Origin of the sequence: Guptibacillus hwajinpoensis, from assembly GCF_020171785.1 — a bacterium.
GTDB classification, from domain to species: domain Bacteria; phylum Bacillota; class Bacilli; order Bacillales; family Guptibacillaceae; genus Guptibacillus; species Guptibacillus sedimenti.
Genome location: NZ_JAIVAE010000007.1, coordinates 145,789 through 171,696, shown reverse-complemented (window position 1 = coordinate 171,696; position 25,908 = coordinate 145,789). Strand labels below are relative to the sequence as shown.

Below are 25,908 nucleotides of genomic sequence, written 5' to 3'. Positions count from 1 at the left end.
TTACGATTTAAAATGTGTGCTTTTCATAATTCGTTCTGTCGCTTTCCTCGCTCCAATAATATTGCGTGAAGCTGGACCGATCTCAAGCTCCGCAAGAGGACCCATAACAAATAGGTGGGGGCACCATTCCAGGCTTTCTTCCACAATTGGATAACCGCAATTAGCACACGTAAGGTCTTCTTTAGCGATTAATTGAAGAAGCCAACGTTGCTTTGTTAACGCTCGTTCAAACCCTGTAGCAAAAAGCACAGTGGCTGGTTGATAAACGATTGATTCTTTTGTCATTAATTCATTGGATTCACTAGAAACAGTTTGAATTTCATTTTGAACAATCGATAATTTCCCTTGTTTTTTTAAGTGATGCAATCGACTGTAAAGTTCAGAAGGAATGGAGCCACGATGTCTTGCTTGATGAATCATCTTTCTTCTAACATCATAGTTCTTAACCTGTGAATAAGCGTCCAAATATTTAGGCCCAAGCCACCCAGGATCGCTGTCAAAGTTATGTACACGAAATGGATGACGAGACATTAATGTGACTTGACCAGGAAATCGATCAGATAGACCAATAGCTGTATGGGCTGCCGTAATTCCACCTCCAATAATTAAAAAAGGTGGCTTTAAGTGGTCCATGTTTAGTTCAGAATCAAAAATGTGATACCCATTGTTCCATTCAGTTGCCCATGGCGGATAATGCAGTTCATTATTACCGATTGCGATAACACAATTTCTTGTATAATAAATGCGGTGATCATCCGTTTCAATTTCCCAAAATGGTCCTTGTTTCTTCATTTTCTTCACCTTCGCTTGACACCAACTACCTTGTAAGCAAGCTTCTTCAAAAACGGAAGCTGCATGTTGATTGAAGAGACCTAATGAGGGGCGATCATAGTAACCGTAAAAAGGGTTGTCATAATTCCTCTTTTTCGCATATTTGTCTAAACTGAAAGGAGATACATCAATGTGGTGAACAGAAGGAGATCGAAGAAACGGCATCTGTATGCGCTTGGTTCTCTCTTTCCACCTTTCAAGAGGTCCGGAATGAGGATCAATGATTAAAATCTCCTCTTTTTTTACTTTTCCGCTTTTTATAAGGGACGTTGCGATCGTACAACCGTGAATACCTCCACCTATAATAATCCATTCATACATATAACCACCCCACAAATCGTAACTATTACGATTTGTATTGTATACTAGATAAATTTATAATGCAATCGATCATCGCAAATTGATTTTGTATGAAATAAAAGAAAGAGATATGCTTCATCCCCCCTATCCATTCGACTCTAAATACCTTAACACAAAACGTAATGATATCGATTTACAAATCGAAAACATTACGATAATATTAAAAATAGAATTTTACGAGGGGGAAATAGTTTGAATTTAAATTACGGCAAAATTTTATTATGCTTGATGACTGTCTTGGTATTAGCTGCGTGTGGGGGGAAAGAAACGAGTACGACTGCTTCGAATGAAAGTAGTGAAGAAAAGAAACTAAGTATTTATACAACGTTGTTTCCAATTGAAGATTTCACAAGGAAAATAGGTGGGGAACATGTTGATGTTGTTTCGGTTTTACCACCTGGATCGGATGCACACACATACGAACCAACGACACAAACGATGATTAAGATTGCAAAAGCCGATGCCTTTATCTATAACGGATTAGGAATGGAAAGCTATGCTGAAGCTATTGCTGATTCGGTAGGTGATGTAGAGATTATTGAAGCTTCATCAGGAATTAAAACCTTAGAACATAGTGAAGAACATGCAGAGCATTCGGAAGCAGAACACGAAGAGCACTCTGAAGAGGAACACTCGGATGAGCATCACCACGGTGATGAAGATCCTCACGTATGGCTTGACCCTAATAAAGCGATAGAAATGGCGGAGAACATTAAAGAAACATTGATTAAACTTCATCCAGATGCAAAAGAGGATTTCGAAGCCAACTTTCAAAAAGTTAAAAACGATTTAACGAAACTAGATAAAGAATTTGCTAGTTTAGTGGATTCCAAAGATCATCCTGAAATGATTGTTTCTCATGCTGCTTACGGGTACTGGGAAAATCGTTATGGCATTCATCAAATTGCGATTTCAGGGCTTTCTCCGTCAAATGAGCCATCTCAAAAAGCGCTTGAAGAAATTATACATATGGCTAAGGAGAAAAAGTTGTATTATGTATTGTTCGAACAAAACGTCACGCCTAAGGTGGCCCAAAGCCTCCAATCCGAAATTGGAGCAAAAGCGCTTCGTCTTCACAATTTATCTGTTCTTACTGAGGAAGATATTAACAACAAAGAAGATTACTTTAGCTTAATGCGTACAAATCTTGAAACGCTTGATCAAGCATTAAAGTAAAATCACGAAAGAAACCCTTCTCCTTAAGTAAACATATTGATTTCATTCCTCTACTTTTCTCTTCTTTTAACTACGTAGGTATTTAACATATGAAAAAAGAACCAAGGGAATAAGTCTCTTGGTTCTTCTTCATTCTAATTAATAAGCACCATCAGAATAAGTCAGCTCATAGCTATGAGAATAGATTTCGAAAATGTTGCCAAATGGATCTTCTACATAGACCATGCGGTATGGCTTTTCGCCAGGATAGTACTCGCGGATCGGCATACGTTGCTTCCCACCGTGCTGTACGATTTTCTCAACCATTCCTTCGACATCAGGATCCTGAATACAGAAATGGAAAATGCCTGTCTTCCAGTATTCGAAGTTGTTTTCTGGCTTTTTGTTTTCTGGAAACTCAAACATTTCAACTCCAATTTTATCTCCTGTTGAGAGGTGAGCAATTCGGAACGTATCCCAATCGTCGCCAAAGACGTCACGGCACATTTGACCGATTGCAGAATCGTCATTTTGTACATCAGACGGCTCCATCAAAATATACCATCCGAATACTTCCTTATAAAATTTAATCGCCTCTTCAAGGTTTGGGACAGATAGTCCGATATGAGAAAAACTTCGTGGATATGGTAACATAGTTTTGTACTCCTCCTTAGTGATGATCATGATTATGTTCTGACAACACACGTTTATTATACGGAGAACAAAAAAATCATGTAAGACCGCACTTTTTTGTACGATACTAACCAAAAGGTAAGAAAGGAGTCGACCCAAAATGACTTCTCCAGTCGACCAAAACGGAAAATTGAAATGCTCGATTGAATATACGCTAAAGAAAATCGGTGGCAAATGGAAAACAGTCATCTTATGGCACCTCGGTGTTGATGGCAGTTTTCGCTACAATGAATTACGCCAGTTACTACCGGGAGTCACACATAAAGTGATGAGTCAGCAGTTAAAAGAATTAGAAGAAGAGGGCTTCATCGATCGCAAACAAGAAAATACCGTTCCTCCAAAAGTGGAATATTCCATAACGGAAAAAGGGAAAACGTTAATGCCAATTTTAGAGCAGATGCATTTGTGGGGGACAGAAAATCAAAAATAATAAGTGCCTCGTCCTCCTAGTTAGCAAGGAGTGACAGGCACCTTTTTTCATTTAGGATCGTTAATCTCTTTTTGAAATCTCGTGAATTCCTCCTTCACTAGCCACTAATGCTTTTGACACTACCGTTGTAAAGAGCGACACATCAAGTACACCAGGTATTTCTTTCAGATTTGTTTCAAGTTGCCTACCATTTCGCCCCTCCTCAAACCACACATCCACTAAAAAATTTCCATAATCGCTAACGGTATAGCCATCCTTCGAAGAACTTGAACGTACTTCTGCCTTTCCATCCATTTCGCTCACTTTTCTTAAGACTAATGATAGTGAATCCTGCAAGATTTCAAGCACGACTGGATGCCTGTAAGTTAACTCTGGCACAACTTTCGAATCATCAACAAGCAATATATATTCTTTTGCCATATGCGCAATGAGTTTTTCCTGCGTATGAATGCCTCCTCCGCTCTTCAGTGCATGCAAATTCTCATCAACCTCATCACACCCATCAAATGCAACATCTACTTCCTCAACGGTACTTGTTGGTAACACTTCGAGTCCCTGATTTACGCATAGATGCTTCGTTTTTAGAGATGGCGTTACCACTTTTACATTTAACTTTTCTTCCTTAATAAAATCAATTAAATAACCAATTGTACTTCCTCCACCAAGACCGATGATGGTTTCATCTGTTATGTATGCTAGCGCTGCATTAGCACATTTTTGTTTAACGTTCATTATACACCTTACCTTTTTTTCAGAGTTTAACTTTTTGTAAGAAAGTTATCTTTGGTTGTTTTTATTATACCAAATGTGAAGTTAAGAAAATTGAAAAGTACTCGTCATAATCTACCTTCTAGGTAGATATACTTAAACGGGCTATCAAACATGTATAGGAGGGATTCAATGAAAATGGGCGTATGGTTTCTTAAATTGGCAGCTCTTTATTTCCTAATTGGAGTGAGTATGGGGTTAGTGATGGAGATTATGGAGGATCACAGTTTGGCAGGTGCTCACGCTCATATAAACCTGTTGGGATGGGTTTCAATGGGTTTATTTGGTTTTATCTATATTCTATTTCCAAAAGCTAGTCAAACACGTTTAGCAAAACTTCATTTCTGGCTTTATAACGTTTCATTCCCTCTATTTATGCTTGGGCTATCTTTCTTCCTTGCCGGCAATACTTCCCTAACCGTTCTGCTCATGATCTTTCCTAACCTCCTTCTCTTAAGCGTTATCCTGTTCGTTGTAAACATGTTTTTAAATGTGAAATCAGAAGACATGACTCACCTAATTAAAAAAAATGAAAACACGTCACTCTAATTCTATTCAGGCGTTTTAGAAGAAGCATAGGTAAAGGCCGAGTTCCTATTTGGAAACTCGGCCTTTACCTATGACGTTTCAAAGTCTCTCTCCTATTTCCGAATACAAGTTATTGATTAGACCACACTGACTTCAATCGATTTATCTCCATCGAATGAATAAAAACTTCACCGCTACTGTATAACTCCAGACCATTACAATCGTCATTCGGAAACACCAAATTTGTAAGGACCGTTTCCCCACCATTCCCAAAAATCTCAATAGAGGAGCAATCAATTAACACGGCCAACTGCAAGCGCTTTCGAAAAAGTGGCATCTTTACTGTCTGCTTACAGGCAAACGAATTATGAAAAGATGAGTCACCTGATTGAGTGCGATCAAAGGTTAGACTTTCTGTTTTAGTATGATATTCGATAACCGTCTCTTCTTTATCAGACTTTAAGACCTTTAAGCCAACGACTTCTGATAAACCTGGATCAAGATCAATCGTTATCGCAAGGGCGTTTCCACTAATACCAGCTAGCATATTCTCTCCTGATTGTATTTTTTGTTCTTTGAACAGCGCTAAAGACTCTTTAATATTATTAAGTTCTGTAACAGGAAGTTGAGTAAGTTTGACACCAGCAGAGGTGGATTTCAGGAAGAGTTCTCTAGGAATTGTCATCGCGCTTCGCCAACCTTCTGTAGGCGTTTCATTCGCATAGCGCCAGTTACTCATCCATCCAATTAAAATCCTTCTCCCATCATGATCTGGTAAGTCTGACCACGTTACACCTGCATAATTATCTCTTCCGTGATCAAGCCAGCACACATGATCTGGATGATGATCATTTCGAAACGTTTTACCATCAAATTCACCAATGAAATATTGTGTTTTTGAACCGCTATCGACATCTGGATGGTCGCCTAGACTAACAAGTAATACCCACTTTTGTTTGGATGGATCGTTGTCGACTGGTAGTTTAAATAAGTCAGGGCATTCCCATACCCCCTGATGCGATCCTTCTTTCTCTCCAAACGTGCTGGCAAACTCCCAGTCAATTAAATTGAATGATGTGTAAAGACTAATGGATTGCCCCGATGCAATCACCATCACCCAACGATTTGTTTCCTTGTGCCAAAAAACTTTAGGATCTCGAAAATCTAGAATTCGAGGTTCTGAAAGAACCGGATTGCCTTTATAAAATGTCCAGCTCCTCCCATTATCGCTGCTGTAAGCTAAACTCTGCCGCTGCCTTGGTCTCTCGGATCCAGGGTATGTATCCGCATGAGTGAAGATAGCTACGAGACCACTTTGCCCATTAAAGAAACCTGTTGTGTCATCCCAGTCGACAACTGCACTGCCCGAGAAAATAGCCCCGTTTTGATCTGGTTTTAACGCAATAGGGAGATGCTCCCAGTGAATCAAATCTTTACTCACCGCGTGTCCCCAATGCATCGGTCCCCACACGCTACTGTAAGGATGGTATTGATAGAATAAATGATATTCTCCGTTAAAATAAACCATCCCATTTGGGTCGTTCATCCAATTTGATTCCGGCGTGAAATGAAACTGAGGCCTATGCTTCTCTGAATAGTTGCTTCGAGGAATCACTTGTTCAACATCCAATATTCAGCACCCTTTCCATCAACAAAGTTTTAACGAAACGATTAATTGATTTGTAGTTTACTAACGGCTTTTAGAAACCAGTAACTAATAAAGTAAGCTAACATGCTTGAGATAAAGAATAGTCCTGCTGGATTATCTAACAAGAAATAAACTGTACCTAGGGTGACAACACCAATGATGATCGTTGAATATGGACTTGTTACAACAAGAAAAAACGAATTTCTGACCAGTTCGTGCCACTTTGCTTTTACATGAACCATCATCGGAAATAAGTAGATCGTTATAAGAATAAAAATGATGCTGAGTAAAACACTTACGATAAAAATCATAATTTCGATCATTGAGCCAGATAGCGATACGATTTGGAAATTAAGGTATAAAGAAAATCCAATTAAACTCCAAATAAGGGATAGTCCAAAGCTTTGTTTGAAATTCTCTCTAAATAACTTAAGGAATGTAATGAGTACACCCGCTTCTCCTTTTTGAAGTTGCCACGTTCGTACAACACCGAACATAGCCGCTGTTGAGGGGAAAATCGTGATGATTGGCACGCACATGATCGCCCATATAAAACTGAGAAAGAGGAAATCCACTGCTTTTTCTAGAAAAGAAAATACCTTGTATTTATGATCCCCCAACTCACTCTCCTCCCATCATATCCATCGACTGTTCTCCTAACATGAACTTCGTATCTCTAAGCTAGATGGCAAGCTCACACAGGAAGATTCTTTCTGCGGATTTTCTAAACGAGCGAGCAACAATTCTGCTGCTCTTTCGCCTATCTCATGAATTGGCTGTTTAATAATGGTTAACGGTGGATTGGTTGCTTCAGTCCATTCATAGTTATCGTAGCCAATGACAGCCATCTGTTCTGGTACTTGAATCTTGCTTTTATTTAACGTTACGACTGATCCTAATGTGAGAATGTTGTTCCCAATCATAACCGCCGTGCATTTGGACTGCTCCAGTAAAAATGCCATCGCATTTTTGCCAGCTTCCAATGAAGCTTCGTCAATTACAATCATTGATTCATCAACCTGAAGATCGTTTTCTAATAACGCATGTTTATATCCTCTAAACCGTTCATCACTCGTCGTTAGGCCAAGCGGACCGGAAATATATCCGATTCTTTGATGTCCCTTATGAATTAAATGATTCATCGCCTCATAAGTGCCTTTAAAGTTATCGACCAGTACACAGTCACAATCAATTCCCTCTGGCTTTCGGTCAATAAATACAATGGGTAATTGATCTTCAAATTCTTTTAAATAACTATGATCCCCGTAAGTTGGCGCCATGATTAACCCATCGATCATTTGGTTTTTAAACATATTAATTTGTTGAATCTCATTTTCAATTTCTTCATTTGAATTACTTAAAATTAACTGATAGCCAATTTCCTTCAGCTTTTTCTCAATGCTGTGAGCAATCGACATAAAGAAAAAGCCCGAGGTATCCATTTCTTTAGCAGGAATGATCAAACCGATCGTTTTTGAACTGCTGCTTCGAAGACTTCTCGCTACGAAGTTCGGACTGTAGTTAAGATCCCGCATAGCTTGATAGACCTTTTTTTTCGTATTTTCAGAAACATACCTCGTTCCGTTAATCACGTGAGAAACCGTGGCCGTCGAGACACCTGCTTTTTGAGCGACATCTTTCATTTTTGAACGCATATTGCTTCCATCTTTAACGGTGCCCATATCTTTTTCACCTACTTATCAAATTACTCGCTCCTTTAAAGCTGCGAATCCCATGACGCGTAATCGATTACGTTACTTTTTATAAAAGAAGCTCTTAAAAAGAGCTTAAGTAAACGATTACGTATACTATAGCATTAATTATAGTTATTAAAGTAAGCGCTGTCAATTACCTTTCTTCTTTATCTAAAAAGAGTCTATTTCGATATAATACATCTCAATTTCCGTTACTAATAGTTGCTTTATCTAACTGATAGATCGCTAAAGATTTCATGCTTATTTCTCCATCAATTGCGTACAGCTCTATCTGATTACTTGTTAGATGTGGAAAGATTTGATCTGAGAATACGACCTGACCATCATTCCCAAAAACTTCTATAGAAGATCGATCAACAAGTAAATGGAGGGTAACTACTCCTTCAGAAGGCATCATGATTGCTTCATGCTTCGCAGCAAAAGACTGGCTAAAACTCGTATCCCCAGACTTCGAACGATCTAACGATAACGTCGCATTTGTTATGTTGTAACTTACTTCTGTGAATTCGTCACGACCTACCCGAACGTTAAAACCAAATTCTTTCGCTGTTGATTGTTCTGTTTGAAATTCAGCAACAATTTCTAACGTATCTCCTTTCATATCCGATAATAGATTCTCACCCGGCACCACTATTTCATTCGTCCAATAACTTTCTTCCCCTCTTAAACTCTGAAGCTCACTGACAGGATTTTGAACGAGGCGAACTCCTAAATCCGATATGCTTTTTAAACTTAATTCTTTTGGAACCGTTAGTTTGCTTCGCCATATGGAAGTTGGGATTGCTTGACCATACTCCCAATTGTTCATCCACCCCATCGCAATTCGACGTCCATCAGGTACATGATTAAAAGTTAGCGGAGCATAATAGTCAGCCCCATAATCGGCATATAGTACGGTACTTGCTAGATTGTCATTACGAAAGTTCGTTCCATCAAAATCGCCAATAAAATATTGTACACCTGAACCACCAGCAGGGGCACCTTTACTAAGACTTACTTGCATCACCCATTTGGTGTTTTGTGGATCACCATCGACAGGTAATGGAAATAGATCTGGCACTTCCCAAACCCCTTCGTGAGACCCTTGATTTTCACCAAAGTCGCTCGCAAACGTCCAATCTTTCATGTTTTTCGAATGATAGATGCGAACAAATTGCTTTTGAAATTGATCTTCCACTGCAAGCAGCATCACCCATTGATTGGATGCTTCATGCCAGAATACTTTCGGATCTCTGAAAACGGAGAATTGGTCGAGGTTTGTGAGGACGGGATTTCCAGCATACTTCTGCCACGACCGACCGTTATCATTGCTGTAAGCGAGACTTTGACTTTGATTTCCGCCTTTTTCATGCGTAAACATGGCCACCATGGCGTCTTTCCCAAACCCGGCCGTATTGTCTTCATCTACGACAACGCTACCTGACCATATAAATCCGTTCTCATCTTCTTCTAGCGCAGTCGGCAGTCGTTCCCAATTTACTAAATCCGTACTAACCGCATGCCCCCAATTCATTGGCCCCCATGATATGCCAGTTGGATTATATTGATAAAACACATGGTATTCTCCGTTATGATAAACAAGCCCATTTGGGTCATTCATCCAATTTTTTTCGGGAGTATAGTGAAACTGTGAACGGTATTTTTCGTACCGCTCACTCTTTAGAATATCTTCTTCTGAATTGAATACATGAAAATCATCAACATTGATATGACCCCATCCGCCGGTAGCCTTATCCACTACTTTGATGAATACGTCTTCCCCTATATAGGAAGAAGCGTCCCAGTAGACCCTCTTATACTTTTCACTCTCTGTACCGGTCGATTTCAAGAGTTCTTTTCCATCAGCCTCGCGTACGAGGGAAACATATAAGTGATCATTATCCTTCCCTCCGCCAATCAAGAAGTCAATCCACCCACTTCCATAGAGTGTAAAGGGCTGAGATTGTATTTCACCTATGTCGGCGTCTCCCCCATCTTTGAAGTTCCACAGGTGATAGGCGTCTTGGTGATTGAAACAACAGTCCCACTCCCACTCTTCATCCTGTGTGATATCCTGATCACTAAAGGCCTCCCCGGTAACCTTCCATCCGCTCAAGTCTCCCGTCTCAAAATTGGGGTTCGCTATCGTCACGTTATTCGGAGGCTTCACAGGCGCATTCACATCGTCAATACTAATGTGTCCCCATGAACCTTTCGAACGATCAACAACTTTTAGATAAACTTGCTCTCCAATGTAGTCAGAAGCATCCCACTTAACTCGTGTATAACCTTCCTGGTTTCCACCACTTACTTTCATTACCTCTTTCCCATCGGAACTCCTTACTAGCGCAACATAAAGGTTATAAATATCGTTTCCTCCAGAAACGAGGAAATCGATTTGTCCATTTCCTCCAAGCGTGAATTTCTGTGAACGTATCGTTCCAGTCGCCGCATCATTACCGTTATGAACACTATATAGATGAAAAGCTCCGTTTTGATTAAATGGACCTCCCCACCCCCAATTATCAGCAGACGTGACATCAAGATCGCTAAAGGCATCGCCTTCCATAACAGTCCACCCCGTTAAGTTACCAGCTTCAAAATCATGATTCACTAACTCATCGTGAGAGGGCTCTTCAACGACAGTAATCGCACTCGTTGCCGTATGACCTCCGTCTCTTGTTTCCGCTTTAATCGTAGTAGCACCATCAGAATGAGCCGTAACTTTTCCATTCACCACAGTCGCAACGCTTGGATTGCTTGAAGTCCAGATCACCTCTTTATTGGTTGCTTGAGCTGGCTTCACTTCAGGAGTTAGCCGTTCTGTATCTCCAGCAATTAATTCTAGCGAATCTGGATTGAGTGCCACCCCAGTAGCGTTCACCTTTTCGTACGCAGAATTCATCTCCCAAACCTGTAATGATTTTACGGTGACGGATTCACTTTGCTCATTTGCCCAGAGCTGAACACCTTTCGCATCGTCTCTTGTCGGATAGGCTCTTGTGGTTAACCCTTTTTGTTCATTTAAATAAGCATTGATCTCAGAACGATCCACATATACATGGAGATTGATCGTCTCTGAATCAGTATCTACCTCTCCACCCTGGTACCATTTTTCGACATCGGGATCGAGACTTGATTTGGTTCGGTTCACCCAAAACTCCTTGCTACTTTCTTTGAAATAAACAATCGTTTCTTCTTCCCCATTCGGTGAACGTCTTAAGCTAATTCCCGCTTCATTAGCTGATCCATTGTCTAATTCTAACTGGATCTCAAGCATATCTCCTTCTATGTTGGAAAGAAGTTGATTCGCTTCTTCCATAGAAGTGTCAGAAGTAAGATTAATAAGCTCTTCGCCTCGTAATTCGTTCAATTCTTGGATCGGCTTTATCCCTAACTTTCCGTCATCTCGATAAAAAACCTCTGTAGGCAAACCATAATTGTGGGCATATCCCGCATCATAATCGTCGTTTGCTGGACGCCTGCCCTGCGTAATACTATGAATAACAGTTCTTCCATCAGGCGTTACCATTCCAGCTGGTCCAGTAAAATGGTCTCCAACATCGAGTAATTGCGGGGTTTCATTATCTGGCGTGAACTTAGCGGTATCTGGATTCCACGTTCCAATCCAATAGTACGTATACCTCGACTGATACTCCTCTCTTTCCATTTTGGCAGGGTTGATTAAGAAAATATGTTTCCCGCTATCTCCTAATGGGAGTAAAATCGGCAGTTCCCAAACGCGTCCAGTTTCTGGATAGGTTCCATAATCTCCAACGAATAAGTCTCCTTCGAAGGTCCAATCTTCAAAGCTCTCATCCTTTGTAGAATACACTAGCGCGGTACCTCCAACGGCTTTGCCATCAGTTCCTTCTTTACCAGAAGTCACTAACATGTACCAGGTATCACCATCTTTAAAAACGTAAGGATCTCGAAATTCACCCATGATCCCCTGCCCTTCTTCTTGATCTAGAATCACTTCTGAATTCTTTTCCCAACGGTTAAGATCGTTATCCCCATCCTGCAAAAACGTACTTCTTGCTAAATTAATGCGCTGATTAGGCTGATCACGATCATCACCCGCTGTGTAAAAGATAACAGGCACACCGTTATCATCGACAACAGCACCACCCGCCCACGCCCCCTCGGGATCCACATCATATCGCCCAGGGATAACGGCATCGTCAACATCTCTCCAATGAACCATATCATCACTTACTAGATGCCCCCAGCGAATATGATTCCAGTATGGACCTCTAGGATTACTCTGATAGAACACATGATATTGACCATTAAAGTAAATAGGACCACCTGGTTCATTTCCCCAATGGTTCGGAGGAGACATATGAAACTGTGGCCGATGTTGGTCGTCCGCTAAAAGACTGCGATCGGTTTTTATATCAGCGGTTGGCAGATTACCATTTAAAGCGCTTACATAAGATTCGTAGGAATCTTTCACATTCCCAGCACTCAAAGCCTGATTGTAGATTTTTACTTCATCCATAAGCCCACTAAACATATTTAAATCAAAGCCATACAACCACATGCCATCATTGTTCTTTCCAATTAACAAATCTCTTACACTCGGTTTAATCGCAGCTCCTGCATCAAATTTTCGTGATGTTACCTTTTCACCATTTTGGTAGAGAACTGCTTCTCCAGTTGTGCTATCGTACGTTGCGACGACGTATGACCACTCATTTAAAGGGAGTAGTGTATCTGACATCACTTCATGCCACTCTTCTCCAGTACCAAACTGTAACCCCCACGTACCGTGGCGAAAATTCCCGAGTATGAATCCTTCTTTCTTCTCCCGGTTATGCTGATTCACGATTGCAGATAAGCGGCCTTCGTCTCCATGTTCAAAATTTCTTGGCGCGACCCACGCTTCAACTGTTATAGCTTCTTTAGGCGCAGGTAGTTTCGTAGGGCTCTGTTTAATCCAGGTAGAGTACCCATCAAATAATAAGGAACCGTTTGAAATGCCGTCCTTCCACAGTGGATCCTGTGCTTCCTGAAAGACTCCCTTACTAAGATGGTAATCAATTAAATTGGTTTCACCTGTTACTTGCTCTACAGTATCCTGACCAGTACCTTCATCTAAACTCCAGTGAGCCATTAATCCGTCAGCAAAAGGAGAACTGTTCGTTCGAAAGTCATCAACGTTGATATGTCCAAACGCCCCTTTAGCATGATCGACGATTTTAATAACCACTTCTTCACCAATGTATTCTGAAACATCCCAGTAAACACGCCGGTACTTTTCCGTATCTCGTCCGGTTTCTTTTCGCAACTCTTTTCCATCAGACGTTCTTACGAGAGCAACATAGAGATTCTCTTCGTCATTCCCTCCTCCAATAAGAAAATCGATTCCGCCATTTTGATCGATCGTAAATGGCTCTGAGTGCAATTCGCCTACTTGATCGTCTCCACCATCGTTAAAACTCCATAAATGGTAGCGCCCCTCATGTGAAAATTCATCGCCTTCACTCCACTCTTCTTCATGAACAAGGCTCTCTGGGCCAAACGCATCTCCGCTCACAATTTCCCATCCTCTTATTTCATAAGGAGTTAACGCCGTATATTCAAAATCATGATTATAGATGGAAGGTTCCACATGGTCATGTAAGGAAGGTGTCGCTGGAACATTCACATCATCAATATTGATATGCCCGTTTGTCATTGAATCAACAACTTTCATTCTGACGACTGCACCTACATGAGCGGAGGCATCCCAACTCTTTTTGGAGTATGTATCTGTTCCAGTTCCTGTTTCCTTCATTAACTCTACTCCATCTGATTCTCTAACGAGAGAGATCGATAAGTGATCCGGATCAGAATCTCCCCCAGTAAGAAAATCAATCTGACCATCTCCTCCAAGAGTAAAGGTTTCAGACTGCATGACTCCAACTTTAGTGTCGTCTCCTCGCCCTCCCCATATATGCCAGAAGTTCTTTTGATCAAACGTTTGCTTATCCCAAAAGCTAGTTTCCTCTGTCACATCTTTCTCATTGAACGCATTACCGCTTACAATCTTCCAACCAGATAAATCTCCTGTTTCGAAGCTTGGGTTTGCAATAGTCGTTTGGGCATGAACAGGGTTCGACATACTCATTGGCAATAAGCTACTTATGACGAATAAGACAGTCAGAGAGACCAATTTGAACCTACTGGGATTGAGCATGAGTTTATAAAGCTCCCTTCAAAATAAGTGACATATCCATTCCGGCAACTTTGGTTATCAGCTTTTATCCATGTGACGCCAAGGTAGATTGTGTTAAAATGCTGGACCCATCTCCCAAACTTCCATCGACTTCACTGTTACCGAATCATTCGCCCATATTTCTAATCCTAATGCTTCGATATCAGGGTATACTCTCGTCGTTATACTTTTTAACTCATTGGCATAACACTCGACGATCGAACAGTCGACGTAAATATGGAGCTTTAACTGCTCTCCATATAGTAGAAGCTTTCCACCTTGAGCTTGAGCAGGGCTTGAATCATTTGTTTTCTTTATAACATTCAACGTCTCTTCTCGACTGTTATAAGAAAGCAGTGTTTCGACATTCCCACAATCAGACTTTAAAACCTTTACACCATATTCACTTGCAACGTCACCTTGAAATTCAACACAGATTTCAAGCATATTCCCTTTCACATGAGCTAAAATGCGATTGGTTTCTTCAACGGATAGATTTTCTAACGAAACGAGTTTTTCCTTACGGAGCTTTTTTAATTCTTCGATCGGCTTCACACCTAATCTTCCATCGTCTCGTAACCAAAGTTGAACAGGAAGACCGCCATTATGTGCCCATCCAGCTTCATATTCATCTTTAAGGGAACGTCTCCCCTGAGCGATTGTAAACAAGAGCAAGCGACCTGTTTTCGGATCACTCATAGCACTTGGTCCTGTGAAATGAAAATCACCTACATCAATGAGCTGCGGTTCTTTCTGATCTGGTATAAAGCGATAACGCCGTTTATCCCATGTCCCAATCCAATAAAACACTTCTACATCAGCATTTCTTCCAACAGGACTAATGATAAATAGATGTTTTCCCTTTCCAAGCGGCAGTAAAATAGGCAGTTCCCACACTTCTCCTAAGAAAGGAAACTCCTGCTCTTTATCATCGTAGAGAAGCCCTTTACATTCCCAATCAACTAAATTATTAGAAGTGAAAAGAATCGCAGCTCCACTTACGCTTTCTAATCCAGTACCGACGAGTTGGTACCAGATTTCCCCTTCTTTCCATACAAAAGGATCTCGAAATCCGTCGTGATGCAGACCCATATGATTAGGCTGAATCGTTACGGGTACGGGATGTTTTTTCCATTTCTTTAAATCGATATCTTGATTTTCTCTATACGTACTTCTCGCTAATCCTGTCATCTGATTGGGAACCTTCGATGAATTTCCAGCTGTAAAAAACAAAACGGGTAATCCATCTTCATCGTAAGCGGCATTTCCTGACCAAATGCCGTCCGGAGCTAACTCATCTGCCTCAGTTTCAATGGCAAGAGGTAAATCGCGCCAATGCACGAGATCATCACTCACCCAGTGTCCCCACTGAATGTTGCCCCAATAAGGCCCCTGTGGATTATGCTGATAAAACAAATGGTACTTCCCTTTGAAATAAAGAGGCGCATGCGGCTCATTCATCCAATGACCAGGTGGTGTTAAATGAAATTTTGGGCGGTGCGGATCACGATCATAAACGCTTCTGTCGATGGCAATGTCTCGATAAAGTAGTTTCGGGATTTCACCTTTATAAGGTAACAGGTAATCGGTAAAACTCTTTGATATTTCCTCTTCATTTAATGCTCGGTTATAGATTTTAATATCATCAAGTAGACCACTGAACATATTTAACGAAAACACATTTTCAATCATCTTCGCATCGTTACTTTTACCAATCAAAAGCGCTTCATGACTAACAGACATGGATACGTTCTTATCTATGGTTTTCTCGGCCACTTTTTCACCATTTAAATACAATGCGATTTGCCCTTCTTGACCGTTAAAACTTGCGGCAAGATGCGACCATTTTGCCTTCGGTATCGGAGCATTCTCTGCCCACACTTCGATCCAGTCACCTTCTACACCAACCTGCAATGCCCACTTCCCATGCCTATGAACACCTAGAATAAACCCTTCATTCATTTCTCGATTATGTTGATTCACAATACCCGTCAGTCGCTCATCCTCTATTCCACCAAATGAACGTGGAGCTAACCAAGCTTCAATGGTAAACGCTTGATCGATTGAACGAATGCCTTCTTTTCGTTCAATCCAAGTTGAATAGCCGTCAAATAAGAGGGCGTGTCCATTTATTCCACTACGCCACTGCGGTTCATCGGCAGGTAAAGCGGATCGGTGCTCATTAAACACATTATGAATGGCATCTTGATTAGAACCGTCATGGACAATACTTCCACTGCCTTCTGAAAATGTCCAATGCGCTACCAATGATTTTTTCAACTTTATATTCGCCATCAATCACACTCCCAATTTGGAAAGAAAGTTAGAACACGAGTGTTCTAACTTTCTTTCCTGTTCCTATTTACTATTGATTTTCTTTAAAGCGGTCCAAACCTTCCTGGTAGATTTCCATTAAGCGACTTAGGCCCATGTCTTCAAGCTGCTTATTGTAGCTATCCCACTCTTCGTTTACGCCGCCTTCCATTAACCACTGAGCTTTCTTCTGATTCGTAAATTCTTTAATGTCTACTTCTAGACGGTTAATTTCATCTAGTTCATCAGGACTAAAGAAAATTTGCGGGTAATTCTCATCTTCAAGATAAGGCGCATAGATGGAATTCAAATCTTCCAAACGCTGTTTTGCACGGGGTTCCATTTCAACTGTTTCTTCAAAGTCTTCTTTCAAGATTGCTACTGGTCCATTTGGTGCAACCTTTTGTCTTAATTCTCCCATTACAACATCGTCAGGCTGTTCTTTTAAAACGAGTTTCCCATCTTTTTCTTCAAAAATGGTACCAATTGGTCCCCAGTTAATTTGAGCTGACATCTTTGTTTCATATAACTGATCAACCCAACGCATTGTAATTTCTGGATTTGCATTTGCCGACGTGATGGCAAACTCGCCACGAGAGTAGTCTGAGTAGTTGGAGCGACCAACAACTTTATCTCCATTCGGGCCCTCAAGCGGTGGTAAGAGAACATAATCATCTTTCAATTCTGGTCCAACTACTTCTTCCGATTCCCACCAAATATATGAGCCATATTTTTCATTTTTCCCTTTAGCGAAGTACTGAGAGACATCTTGAGTAAAGGATTCTTTATCAATCAAGCCTTCTTCCATCCACTGATGATAATAGTCAATGGCTTCTTTATATTCCGGTTGAACAGCTGTATAGATCACTTCTCCATCTCTTACAATACGATGATCCACGTTATCTGGCATATTAAATGCCGCAAACATATCACCGAAGTTTCCAGTCCAGAAGTTGAACATGAAACTTAACGGAACTTCATCTTGCTTGCCATTTCCGTTAGGATCTTTTTCTTTGAAGGCCACAAGCACATCATGATACTCCTCAAGCGTTGTTGGCATTTCTAAGCCGAGCTCATCTAACCATGTTTTATTAATAGACATAAAGTTTGGTACAGCTCCAAGTCCAGCTTCTTCTGCACGAGGCAGCGTATAAATATGTCCATCAGGAGCGGTTACCATGCTCTTTAGTTCAGGCCGTTTTTCAAACAATTTTTGAATGTTAGGTGCATGCTCTTCAATTAAATCTTCAAGAGGAATTAGCGTGCCGTTTTGTCCATACTTCACAATGTCAAGGTCTGTGAATTTAGCTGAATAAAACGCATCAGGCAAGTCACCACTTGCAAGCATCAAATTCTTCTTTTCTTCATAACCGTCATCCGGAATGTTACTCCATTCAATTTTCACATTCGTCTCTTCTTCTAACGTATTGAAAATTTCCATCTCATCGTATTTTGGGGCAAGTGGTGCTTTTGGTGATACAAATTCCAGGGTAACTTGATCGTCAACAATTGGAAGTCCTTCTTTATTAAACTCAGCTGATTCTGCCTTCCCATCAGAACTACTATCTTTCGAAGAACAAGCACTTAATACAAGAATGAAACAGAGCATTAAACATATGAACGGAAAAGCCCAAATTTTTCGTTTACCCATCTCTAAATTCCCCCCGAATGGTTTTAATTTACGGCAAGCTACTTCGGTATTGCAATATGACTAGCGATCCACCTCCTATTAACGAAGTAAAACAAATGGCTATCCTTTTATACTTCCAATTAAAGCTCCTTTCACAAAGTACTTTTGGATGAAAGGATAGAGTACGAGCAGCGGGATCGCGGCAACAATAATGACACCATATTTGATTAAATCAGCAATTCTTTGCTGAGCAGCAAACGATTCAACATCGCCAACCATGCTGGCAGAAGCTTCATTTTGAATCAGGATTGATCTTAGAATTAGCTGTAACGGATATTTGTCTTCATTATTTAAATAAATCAAAGCATCAAAGAATGAATTCCAGTGTGTAACGGCATAAAACAATACCATGACAGCAATTATAGGTTTCGATAGCGGCAACACGATCTTTAAGAAAAATTTTGTATTTGAGCACCCATCCATTTTTGCTGATTCTAACAGCTCATCTGGAATCGTTGATTGAAAGAATGTTCTAGCCACAATCAGGTTCCAAACCGCAACCGCCTTGGGAATAATGAGGGCCCACATCGTATCTACCATACCAAGGTTTTTAACGACTAAATAAGTAGGGATTAATCCCCCTGAGAAAAACATGGTAAAGACAAAGAGGATCATGAAGAAATTTCTACCCACTAAATCTTTTCTTGAGAGCGCATAAGCTGCCATAAGGGTTAACGTAACATTCACTAATGTTCCAACGACGGTGTACAACACCGTATTTTTGTAACCTGTCCAAATCCGGTTATCCTGGAAAATTCGTTCATATCCTTCAAACGTAATCCCCTGTGGCCAAAACCAAACGTCACCATTATAGACGCTATCCGGGTTACTAATTGAAGCAATGATGATAAAATACAGCGGATATAACACAACGAGTGATAGCGTTGTAAGAAAAAGGAGATTTATCAGATCAAATATCTTATCCTCTTTCGATTTCCTAGACCATAATTTCGATCGATTCATCACATATTGAGTCATTGCTTACTCCCCCCCTTACCATAAGCCTGAACCAGATAATTTCTTAGCAGCTCGATTTACTGCCCATAACAAGATAAAGTTAATGACTGCATTAAACAACCCAACCGCTGCAGCAAAACTGTACTGAGCACCCTGCAAACCGACTTTATACACATAAGTTGGAATAATTTCACCTGCTGAAACATTTAACGGCGTTTGCATTAAATACGCTTTCTCGAATCCAATGTTCATGAGATTTCCTACTGAGAGCACTAATAAAATCATCGCCGTAGGTAAGATCGCTGGAATATCAACATGAAGAATTCGCTGCCACTTACTAGCGCCATCCATAATCGCTGCTTCATGAACTTCTGGACTAACACCAGCTAATGCGGCAAGATAAATGATCGCTGCCCACCCTGTTTCTTGCCATAACCCTGAAGAAATATAGAGTGGCTTAAACCAACCTGCCTGTGACATAAAGTGAACCGGTTCGGCGCCAAAGATCATAAGAAAATTGTTAATGAGACCATTCGGTGAGAAAAACACGTACACCATCCCTACTAGAACAACGACCGAGATAAAGTGTGGCGCATAAATGACGGTTTGTACAAATTTTTTGTAACGTTGATTTCGTAACTGATTTAAGAGAAGCGCAATCATGATCGGCAATGGAAATCCAAATAACAACTGCAACACACTAAGCTCGAGTGTATTCTCTAACAAAGTCCAGAACTGAAAGGAATTAAAGAAGCGTTCGAAGTGTTCAAAACCAACCCAGGGGCTTCCTGATACCCCTAATGTGGGCATGTAATCTTGAAATGCAATGAGGACGCCATACATCGGAACGTAGTGAAAGACAATGAAGTAAATAAGAGTAGGAAGTAAAAATAAGTACAATTCATAGTTATGTAAAACCTTTTTCCAGGAGCTGTTGACCTTTGGGACACTACGGACATTTCTTCTAGGTAACGCTCTAAGTTTCGTCTCCATAATCTCTCCTCACCTATAATTAATCGTTTACGTAATCGATTACTTTTTGTGATAAAAAAAATGAATTCCCTGTGAATGATTCATCTGATTAGCCTATTATCATAAAAAGAAGAATCCATGTAATCGTTTACGTAGATGTTTTGATTGATTTTATTGTAAGCGTTTTCTAATTAAGTGTCAACTAGTTTTTAGAAAATTAAAATAGCCGCTTTGCAATACAGTACACTAAGAATCAGAGTGCTCTTTTTGATTACAAGAGTCGTGAGTTGTAAAACTACCCTCTCCAACTTTTTAAAAAGCCACATTTCTCGTTGTATTCTAAGAAATGTGGCTTTTAATCGTGGAATAGGATTACTATATTTATTGCTAACTTGTAGCTAAACCATTAGGTCGACTGGCTCTAAACCAATGTAAACAAAGAATGAAAATCAGAACAATGTCAATTGCATCTCCTCCATAGTACATTAGTATTGCACCGCTTTTTGCCTGCTCTATGGAGACACCAATAGGTGGATGAGCATAGATATACTTTGATAGGATCCCATGTCCAGCTAAGGCAAAGACGAGCACAATCGAACGATACCAAAACGAAAGCCGATGAGGTCTGGGGTCGATATAAATCACTGAAATGGTAAAAAGGTAGCCAGCAATAAATACATGAAAATGTACAATAAGATGAAGGAGTATGTTTTCATGCATAAGAAAATAGAGACTAGTCGTATACAATAACCAGAGCCCACCTATGTTAAGAATAGACGAAACAATAGGATTTGTAAGAAGTCGTGACGGCGCGCTCTTAAGGAGCTTAGAAACTTTTCTTGCGGTGGGAATTCGTAACGTTCGAAGCATGAGCTTAATCGGAGCGCCAAACGCCATAAGTAACGGTGCTAACATCCCAAATAACAAATGGCCTATCATATGAGCCGTGAAGTTCATATGAGCCAACCTAGCCAATGGGCCCATAACTGAAAAGATAGCCAACACCACACCAATAGTCCAACATACCGTTCGATACCTCGGCCACGGTTTGTACCACCGGTTTGAACGAACAATAGCTATCACATACAAAACGAAAACAATCGCAAAGGGCAATGCTAACCCAAGCTGAGGTAAGATTCCTATTATATCTAAATGTGTCGCCTCATCCCCATGAGTTATTGAATGATGAGGACTCATCTACGCTACCTCTTCTTTCGAAGTAACTTTCAATAGTAAGAAACCAGCTAGGATCATGCAAATAGCTGAAGCGTTCCACATAAGGTCGTAGATCAGAATATTGTCCACATAACGAATTTGGTGAAGTTGCATCCATTTGTGTTGAATGGTCCCATCATACAACTGAAAGCCACCCGCTCCAACTAGTACGCCGCCCCACCATCTCTTCAGAAAGAATGCGCCCCTCCTTTTAAGATCAGCAAGGAGAAACAGTCCACCAATAGTGGCAAACCAACTAAATGCATGAAATAGGCCATCAGAGATTAGGCCAATATCCGTAGTAGACTTATCATAGAAATGATGCCAACGAAGCAATTGATGAAAAATCACCTCATCTAGAAATGCAGCAACACCAATTCCAAACAGAATGCCAGACCACAGATTAGGATTCTTACTATACACTAGTTGCTTTGATCTTTTCGTTTTTTTCACCATTTATTTTCTCCTTTAATCATCTCTTTTCACTTATAGATTTTTACCACATCTCTTTTATTTATAAACAATATGTATATGCGGGGATAACTCTAAAATAATGGCTATGTTAATGAATGGTGTTGATATTTGGATCACTTGCGCCCTGTGATGCACAAAAAACGAGAAATCAACAATATAAGCTAATATAGCCAAATTAACAAATAAAAAAAGCAGGGCAAGTGCCCTGCTTAAATACCCGGTAAAATGCCGGAGAATAAACTAAGAAGATATACCATTGCAAACGCACTTAATCCTGCTATAAAACCTCCAATTGTCCACGCTTTAATTGTCTCAGGTACGGTCAATTTACCGAATCGACTAACGACCCAGAATCCAGAATCGTTAGGAAGAGAGAGTCCAACCCCTCCGGCACAAATCGCAAGACCTAATAAGACAGGTGAAACGCCAAGGTCAAGAGCCAGTGGGCCTAGAATACTTGAAGTGGTGACAAGCGCCACGGTTGTTGAACCTAATGAAGCTCGTAGGATTTGAGAGAAAATAAAGGCTAGCAATAGAGCAGGAATACTCCAGTTCTGCATCGTTTGAATTAAATGGTCTCCTATCCCACTTTGATTGATGACAGCTCCAAAAGCACCACCGGCACCAGTAATAAGGAGAATGACACCTGCGGAATTAATAGCTTCCGTGTACAGAGATTGTTTTGGTGCATTGATATAAGGTGTTAATACTAAAATGGCAACGATTACACTTATGAACAGCGCCATGTTTTTATCTCCAACAAAAGCAAGTGCTGAAGCAAAAGTTGTTCCTGGAACCAGTAGCTGTGAAACAGTATTCGCTAAAATGAGAGCGATTGGTAGGACTAGCATCGCGTAAGCTAATCCTGTACTAATTTCCTTTGAAGGTTCTTCTCTTGCTACTGCGACTTCTTGTTCAGCCTCATCATCAGGATTCGACTGAACGCGCTTTCCAATAAACATCCCGTAGAAATAGCCGCCTACTAATGTTGCAGGGATCGCGCAAACTAATCCATATATGATAAATAGTCCTAAATCTGAACCAGTATTTTCAGCAACAACGAGTGGCCCGGGCGTAGGAGCAATCATGCTGTGCGACACAATCAGCCCTACACCAAGCGCGGTTACAAACGTCACAATTGAAATACCCGTTTTTCTTGATAAACTTTTGATTAATCCCGTTAGGATAACAAATGCGGCATCAAAATAAACTGGAATTGATACAGCGGTCCCGGTAAGAGCCAGACCAGCTGCTGATTTTTTTGCTCCAAAAACTTTAAGTACAGATTGGGCAATTTTCTCTACGGCCCCTGAAGAAGCTAGAAACTGCCCAAAAATCACACCAAGTCCAATTAGAATTCCAACGCCAGCAAGAGTATTACCAAAACCGCTCGTGATAATGCCTGGAATCTCCACAATAGGGATGCCAATGACTAGCGCTGTTCCGAATGCTACACCAATCAGTGCTAGAAAAGGCTCAAGCTTAAATTTTAAAATAAGAACAAACAAAGCAACGAGAGAAAGTAGAAAGATTAATATAAGCGTGTTGCCAGTTACCATCATGTCAACTCCTTAAAGGTTATACCGTCTCTATATTCTGAACAATGTCTCTCAGCGTTGTAACCGCCCCAACATTTCCAGGGAAAATAATGTAAGGAAGGTGAGGAAATTTGCTCTCTTCATCTGTTTCCCAAACAGGAATACCGGGCGCCGCTTGTCCTAGAACTGTGGCTCTCTTCACTTGCAGACCATTTGTTCCGACATCACTAGACGTAATGCCGCCCTTCGCAATAACGTATTTAGGTGCAATGGAGAAATCTCTTACAATGCTCGTTACAGCATTTGATATCTCAACTGAAAGTTTAAGCTCCTCTTCCTTCATTCCATCACCAAGGTCTAACCGTTCTCGTCTCGTATAGATCACAACCGTTGTTCCTTCTGCAACCTTTGCTTCAGCTTCTTTCCTAACACGCTTTACTTCGGATTTAAACGCTTCAGCTTCCAAAACAAGGTGACAGTCAAATTCAATGGCATGAACTTGAGAGAGTTCTTTTAAAGCATTAAGTTGATCAGTAGATTTCTGTACGTGAGAACCAACAACAATAAGTCCTCCAGTCGTAGCGTTTTCCGCAATTAATTGTTCCCTTGTAAGAAGTGGCTTTGATGAAATATCACCAATTATTTTTGTGAATGTGGCTGCCGTTCTGAAGATAAAGCGCTTTCCATTTTTCATAGCCTTCATTAGGGCAATCGTGAAGACCTTAATATCTTCTTCTTCCACGGCATTAACGACCACTTTTCCAAAATCAGTAACACCTGATAATTGCTCTACCATTCTATCAATTCGAAGTTCACGAATATCTTCTAGAGAGATCGTTAGGACATCCTCCTTTTTAAACTCTCCAGCCGTTTTCTCTTCAACCCACTCTGTTAAGTCACTTGATTTAAACCCAAATGTTCGATCCTTCGCAAATTCAGTTTCACCCGCCGGTATGAGGACACTGTCATTTTGAACATAGTGAACATTATCGATTGTCAAGCGGCCGCCTTCTTTAAAGAACGGGATAATCACTTCACCGTCTAGCAGTTTATCGCTCTCCTCAATGCGGTCTTTCATCACTTCTGTCTCAAGTGGGTAGTGGCCTCTTAAAGTCGAGTCTCCTCTACTAATAATGAGATAAGGTTTATTTAGAGTTCTCGCAACGTGGCTAACACGTTCGGCAATCGTTCGATGAAGAACTTCTGTGTCTTGCTCTGACAATGCTCGGGAGTTCGTTAGAATGAAAAATATACTAGTATCTTCTTCAAATCCCTGTTTGATTGTCTGTTCTGTCCAATCTGTATAAACGGACACTCCGTGAACAGTTTGTACTCCAGTAGGATCATCATCTAGTACAACAATCTGATGGTTAAAATCAGATCTCTCTTTCTTCCAAAGATCAGAAATGGATTCGTAATCAATTGATTTTAATTTCGGAAGCTTTTCTATTACTAGCTGGTTAGACATGCTCCTTCACATCCTTTTTTACAACTGTATTTGCCAAACGCTCATAATACTGCACTAGTCCACCGTGATCATCACCAGCTTTTCCATCTACTTTAAGAGCACTAAACATTTCAAGAACTTGACTTGAAAGTGGGAGTGGAACGCCTATTTCATGTGCTGTTTCCATCACGTTTGTTAAATCCTTCATATTAATGTCAATTCGACCACCCGCTACGAAGTTTCTTTCTAAGATGAGAGGGACTTTCGCATCTAGTACAGCACTACCAGCAAGTCCACCACGAATCGCATGATACATTTTTTCTATATCGATTCCTGCTTTGGAAGCTAGTACGAGTGCTTCAGACATAGCCGCTATATTTACGTTAACGATAATCTGATTGGCTAATTTAGCTGTAGCACCGCAACCGTTCCCACCGACTAAGGTAATATCTTCACCAAGTATTTGAAGGATAGGCAGCACTCTCTCAAATACTTTCTCTTCTCCACCAACCATAATGGCCAAAGTACCATCAATCGCTTTTGGCTCCCCTCCGCTGACAGGAGCATCGAGCATATGAACACCATAGGTATTCAATTCATTAGCCAACTCTTCAGACACAACAGGAGAAATGGAACTCATATCTACGACGACAGTTCCTTCTTTTGCTCCCTTAATGATTCCGCTTTCATTTGTAATAACGGATTTTACGTGGTTGGAATTAGGAAGCATCGTGAAAATGATTGAGCTCTCTTTAGCAACTTCTTTTGGTGATAGTGCACCGTTTGCCCCAAATCCAACACATTCTTGTACGGCTGTTTCATTAATATCAAAGACAGTTACGTTGGCACCAGACTTCACTAAATTTTTCACCATTGGCTTCCCCATAATTCCTAACCCAATAAAACCTATATTTTCACTCATCATAACCTCTCCTTTATGTATAGCGCTTTCATTTCTTGTTTCGATTGTACACGAAACATTTGTTTTTGTAT

The 25,908-nt window shown here is 40.5% G+C and carries 19 protein-coding genes; 3 read left to right on the top strand and 16 right to left on the bottom strand.

The window, feature by feature from the left end; genetic code table 11:
- Positions 1–1,152: an FAD/NAD(P)-binding protein gene (locus tag LCL91_RS11760; RefSeq protein ID WP_224882592.1), complete on the bottom strand. Its 1,152-nt coding sequence runs from the start codon at positions 1,150–1,152 to the stop codon at positions 1–3.
- Between the two features lie 231 nt (positions 1,153–1,383).
- On the opposite strand from LCL91_RS11760, the gene LCL91_RS11755 reads away from it, so the two are divergent.
- Positions 1,384–2,367, top strand: a complete 984-nt coding sequence (locus LCL91_RS11755) for a metal ABC transporter solute-binding protein, Zn/Mn family (RefSeq protein WP_224882588.1) — start codon at positions 1,384–1,386, stop codon at positions 2,365–2,367.
- A 138-nt stretch (positions 2,368–2,505) separates the two neighbouring features.
- Here LCL91_RS11755 and LCL91_RS11750 read toward each other — a convergent pair whose 3' ends face one another.
- The gene (locus LCL91_RS11750; RefSeq protein WP_224882586.1) at positions 2,506–3,000 is read right to left on the bottom strand and encodes a lactoylglutathione lyase family protein; all 495 of its coding nucleotides are present in this window, start codon (positions 2,998–3,000) and stop codon (positions 2,506–2,508) included.
- A gap of 139 nt (positions 3,001–3,139) precedes the next feature.
- On the opposite strand from LCL91_RS11750, the gene LCL91_RS11745 reads away from it, so the two are divergent.
- Positions 3,140–3,469, top strand: a complete 330-nt coding sequence (locus LCL91_RS11745) for a winged helix-turn-helix transcriptional regulator (protein WP_224882584.1) — start codon at positions 3,140–3,142, stop codon at positions 3,467–3,469.
- A gap of 60 nt (positions 3,470–3,529) precedes the next feature.
- Here LCL91_RS11745 and rpiA read toward each other — a convergent pair whose 3' ends face one another.
- Entirely contained in the window at positions 3,530–4,201 is a 672-nt protein-coding gene (gene rpiA, locus LCL91_RS11740; RefSeq protein WP_224882581.1) for a ribose 5-phosphate isomerase A, read from the bottom strand.
- A gap of 168 nt (positions 4,202–4,369) precedes the next feature.
- On the opposite strand from rpiA, the gene LCL91_RS11735 reads away from it, so the two are divergent.
- A complete protein-coding gene (locus LCL91_RS11735) occupies positions 4,370–4,786 on the top strand; it encodes a cbb3-type cytochrome c oxidase subunit I (protein WP_224882579.1) in 417 nt (138 codons plus the stop codon).
- Between the two features lie 109 nt (positions 4,787–4,895).
- On the opposite strand, the gene LCL91_RS11730 is transcribed toward LCL91_RS11735, so the two are convergent.
- The 13 genes from LCL91_RS11730 to garR all read right to left on the bottom strand — a co-directional run bounded on the left by LCL91_RS11730 (position 4,896) and on the right by garR (position 25,840).
- Entirely contained in the window at positions 4,896–6,395 is a 1,500-nt protein-coding gene (locus LCL91_RS11730) for a glycoside hydrolase family 32 protein (RefSeq protein ID WP_224882577.1), read from the bottom strand.
- A 41-nt stretch (positions 6,396–6,436) separates the two neighbouring features.
- The gene (locus tag LCL91_RS11725; RefSeq protein WP_224882575.1) at positions 6,437–7,033 is read right to left on the bottom strand and encodes a YesL family protein; all 597 of its coding nucleotides are present in this window, start codon (positions 7,031–7,033) and stop codon (positions 6,437–6,439) included.
- A gap of 36 nt (positions 7,034–7,069) precedes the next feature.
- Positions 7,070–8,095, bottom strand: a complete 1,026-nt coding sequence (locus LCL91_RS11720) for a LacI family DNA-binding transcriptional regulator (protein ID WP_224882573.1) — start codon at positions 8,093–8,095, stop codon at positions 7,070–7,072.
- Positions 8,096–8,309: 214 nt separating this feature from the next.
- Positions 8,310–14,222 carry a GH32 C-terminal domain-containing protein gene (locus LCL91_RS11715; RefSeq protein ID WP_224882572.1) on the bottom strand — a complete coding sequence of 1,971 codons (5,913 nt, stop codon included), beginning with the start codon at positions 14,220–14,222 and terminating at the stop codon, positions 8,310–8,312.
- 162 nt (positions 14,223–14,384) lie between these two features.
- Positions 14,385–16,604, bottom strand: a complete 2,220-nt coding sequence (locus tag LCL91_RS11710; RefSeq protein ID WP_224882571.1) for a LamG-like jellyroll fold domain-containing protein — start codon at positions 16,602–16,604, stop codon at positions 14,385–14,387.
- Positions 16,605–16,674: 70 nt separating this feature from the next.
- Positions 16,675–18,273: an ABC transporter substrate-binding protein gene (locus tag LCL91_RS11705; protein WP_224882570.1), complete on the bottom strand. Its 1,599-nt coding sequence runs from the start codon at positions 18,271–18,273 to the stop codon at positions 16,675–16,677.
- A gap of 99 nt (positions 18,274–18,372) precedes the next feature.
- On the bottom strand, positions 18,373–19,290 hold the full coding sequence (locus tag LCL91_RS11700) for a carbohydrate ABC transporter permease (RefSeq protein WP_224882569.1): 918 nt from the start codon (positions 19,288–19,290) through the stop codon (positions 18,373–18,375).
- A gap of 15 nt (positions 19,291–19,305) precedes the next feature.
- The gene (locus LCL91_RS11695) at positions 19,306–20,262 is read right to left on the bottom strand and encodes an ABC transporter permease (RefSeq protein WP_224882568.1); all 957 of its coding nucleotides are present in this window, start codon (positions 20,260–20,262) and stop codon (positions 19,306–19,308) included.
- 366 nt (positions 20,263–20,628) lie between these two features.
- Complete coding sequence (locus LCL91_RS11690; protein WP_224882567.1) at positions 20,629–21,438, bottom strand: cytochrome c oxidase assembly protein; 810 nt, start codon at positions 21,436–21,438, stop codon at positions 20,629–20,631.
- Positions 21,439–21,912 carry a DUF2243 domain-containing protein gene (locus LCL91_RS11685; protein ID WP_194219123.1) on the bottom strand — a complete coding sequence of 158 codons (474 nt, stop codon included), beginning with the start codon at positions 21,910–21,912 and terminating at the stop codon, positions 21,439–21,441.
- 227 nt (positions 21,913–22,139) lie between these two features.
- Positions 22,140–23,489, bottom strand: a complete 1,350-nt coding sequence (locus LCL91_RS11680) for a GntP family permease (protein WP_224882566.1) — start codon at positions 23,487–23,489, stop codon at positions 22,140–22,142.
- A gap of 19 nt (positions 23,490–23,508) precedes the next feature.
- A complete protein-coding gene (locus LCL91_RS11675) occupies positions 23,509–24,936 on the bottom strand; it encodes a four-carbon acid sugar kinase family protein (protein ID WP_194219121.1) in 1,428 nt (475 codons plus the stop codon).
- The gene (gene garR / locus LCL91_RS11670; RefSeq protein ID WP_255640017.1) at positions 24,929–25,840 is read right to left on the bottom strand and encodes a 2-hydroxy-3-oxopropionate reductase; all 912 of its coding nucleotides are present in this window, start codon (positions 25,838–25,840) and stop codon (positions 24,929–24,931) included. The genes LCL91_RS11675 and garR overlap by 8 nt, the downstream gene beginning before the upstream one ends.
- Positions 25,841–25,908: the final 68 nt, after the last annotated feature.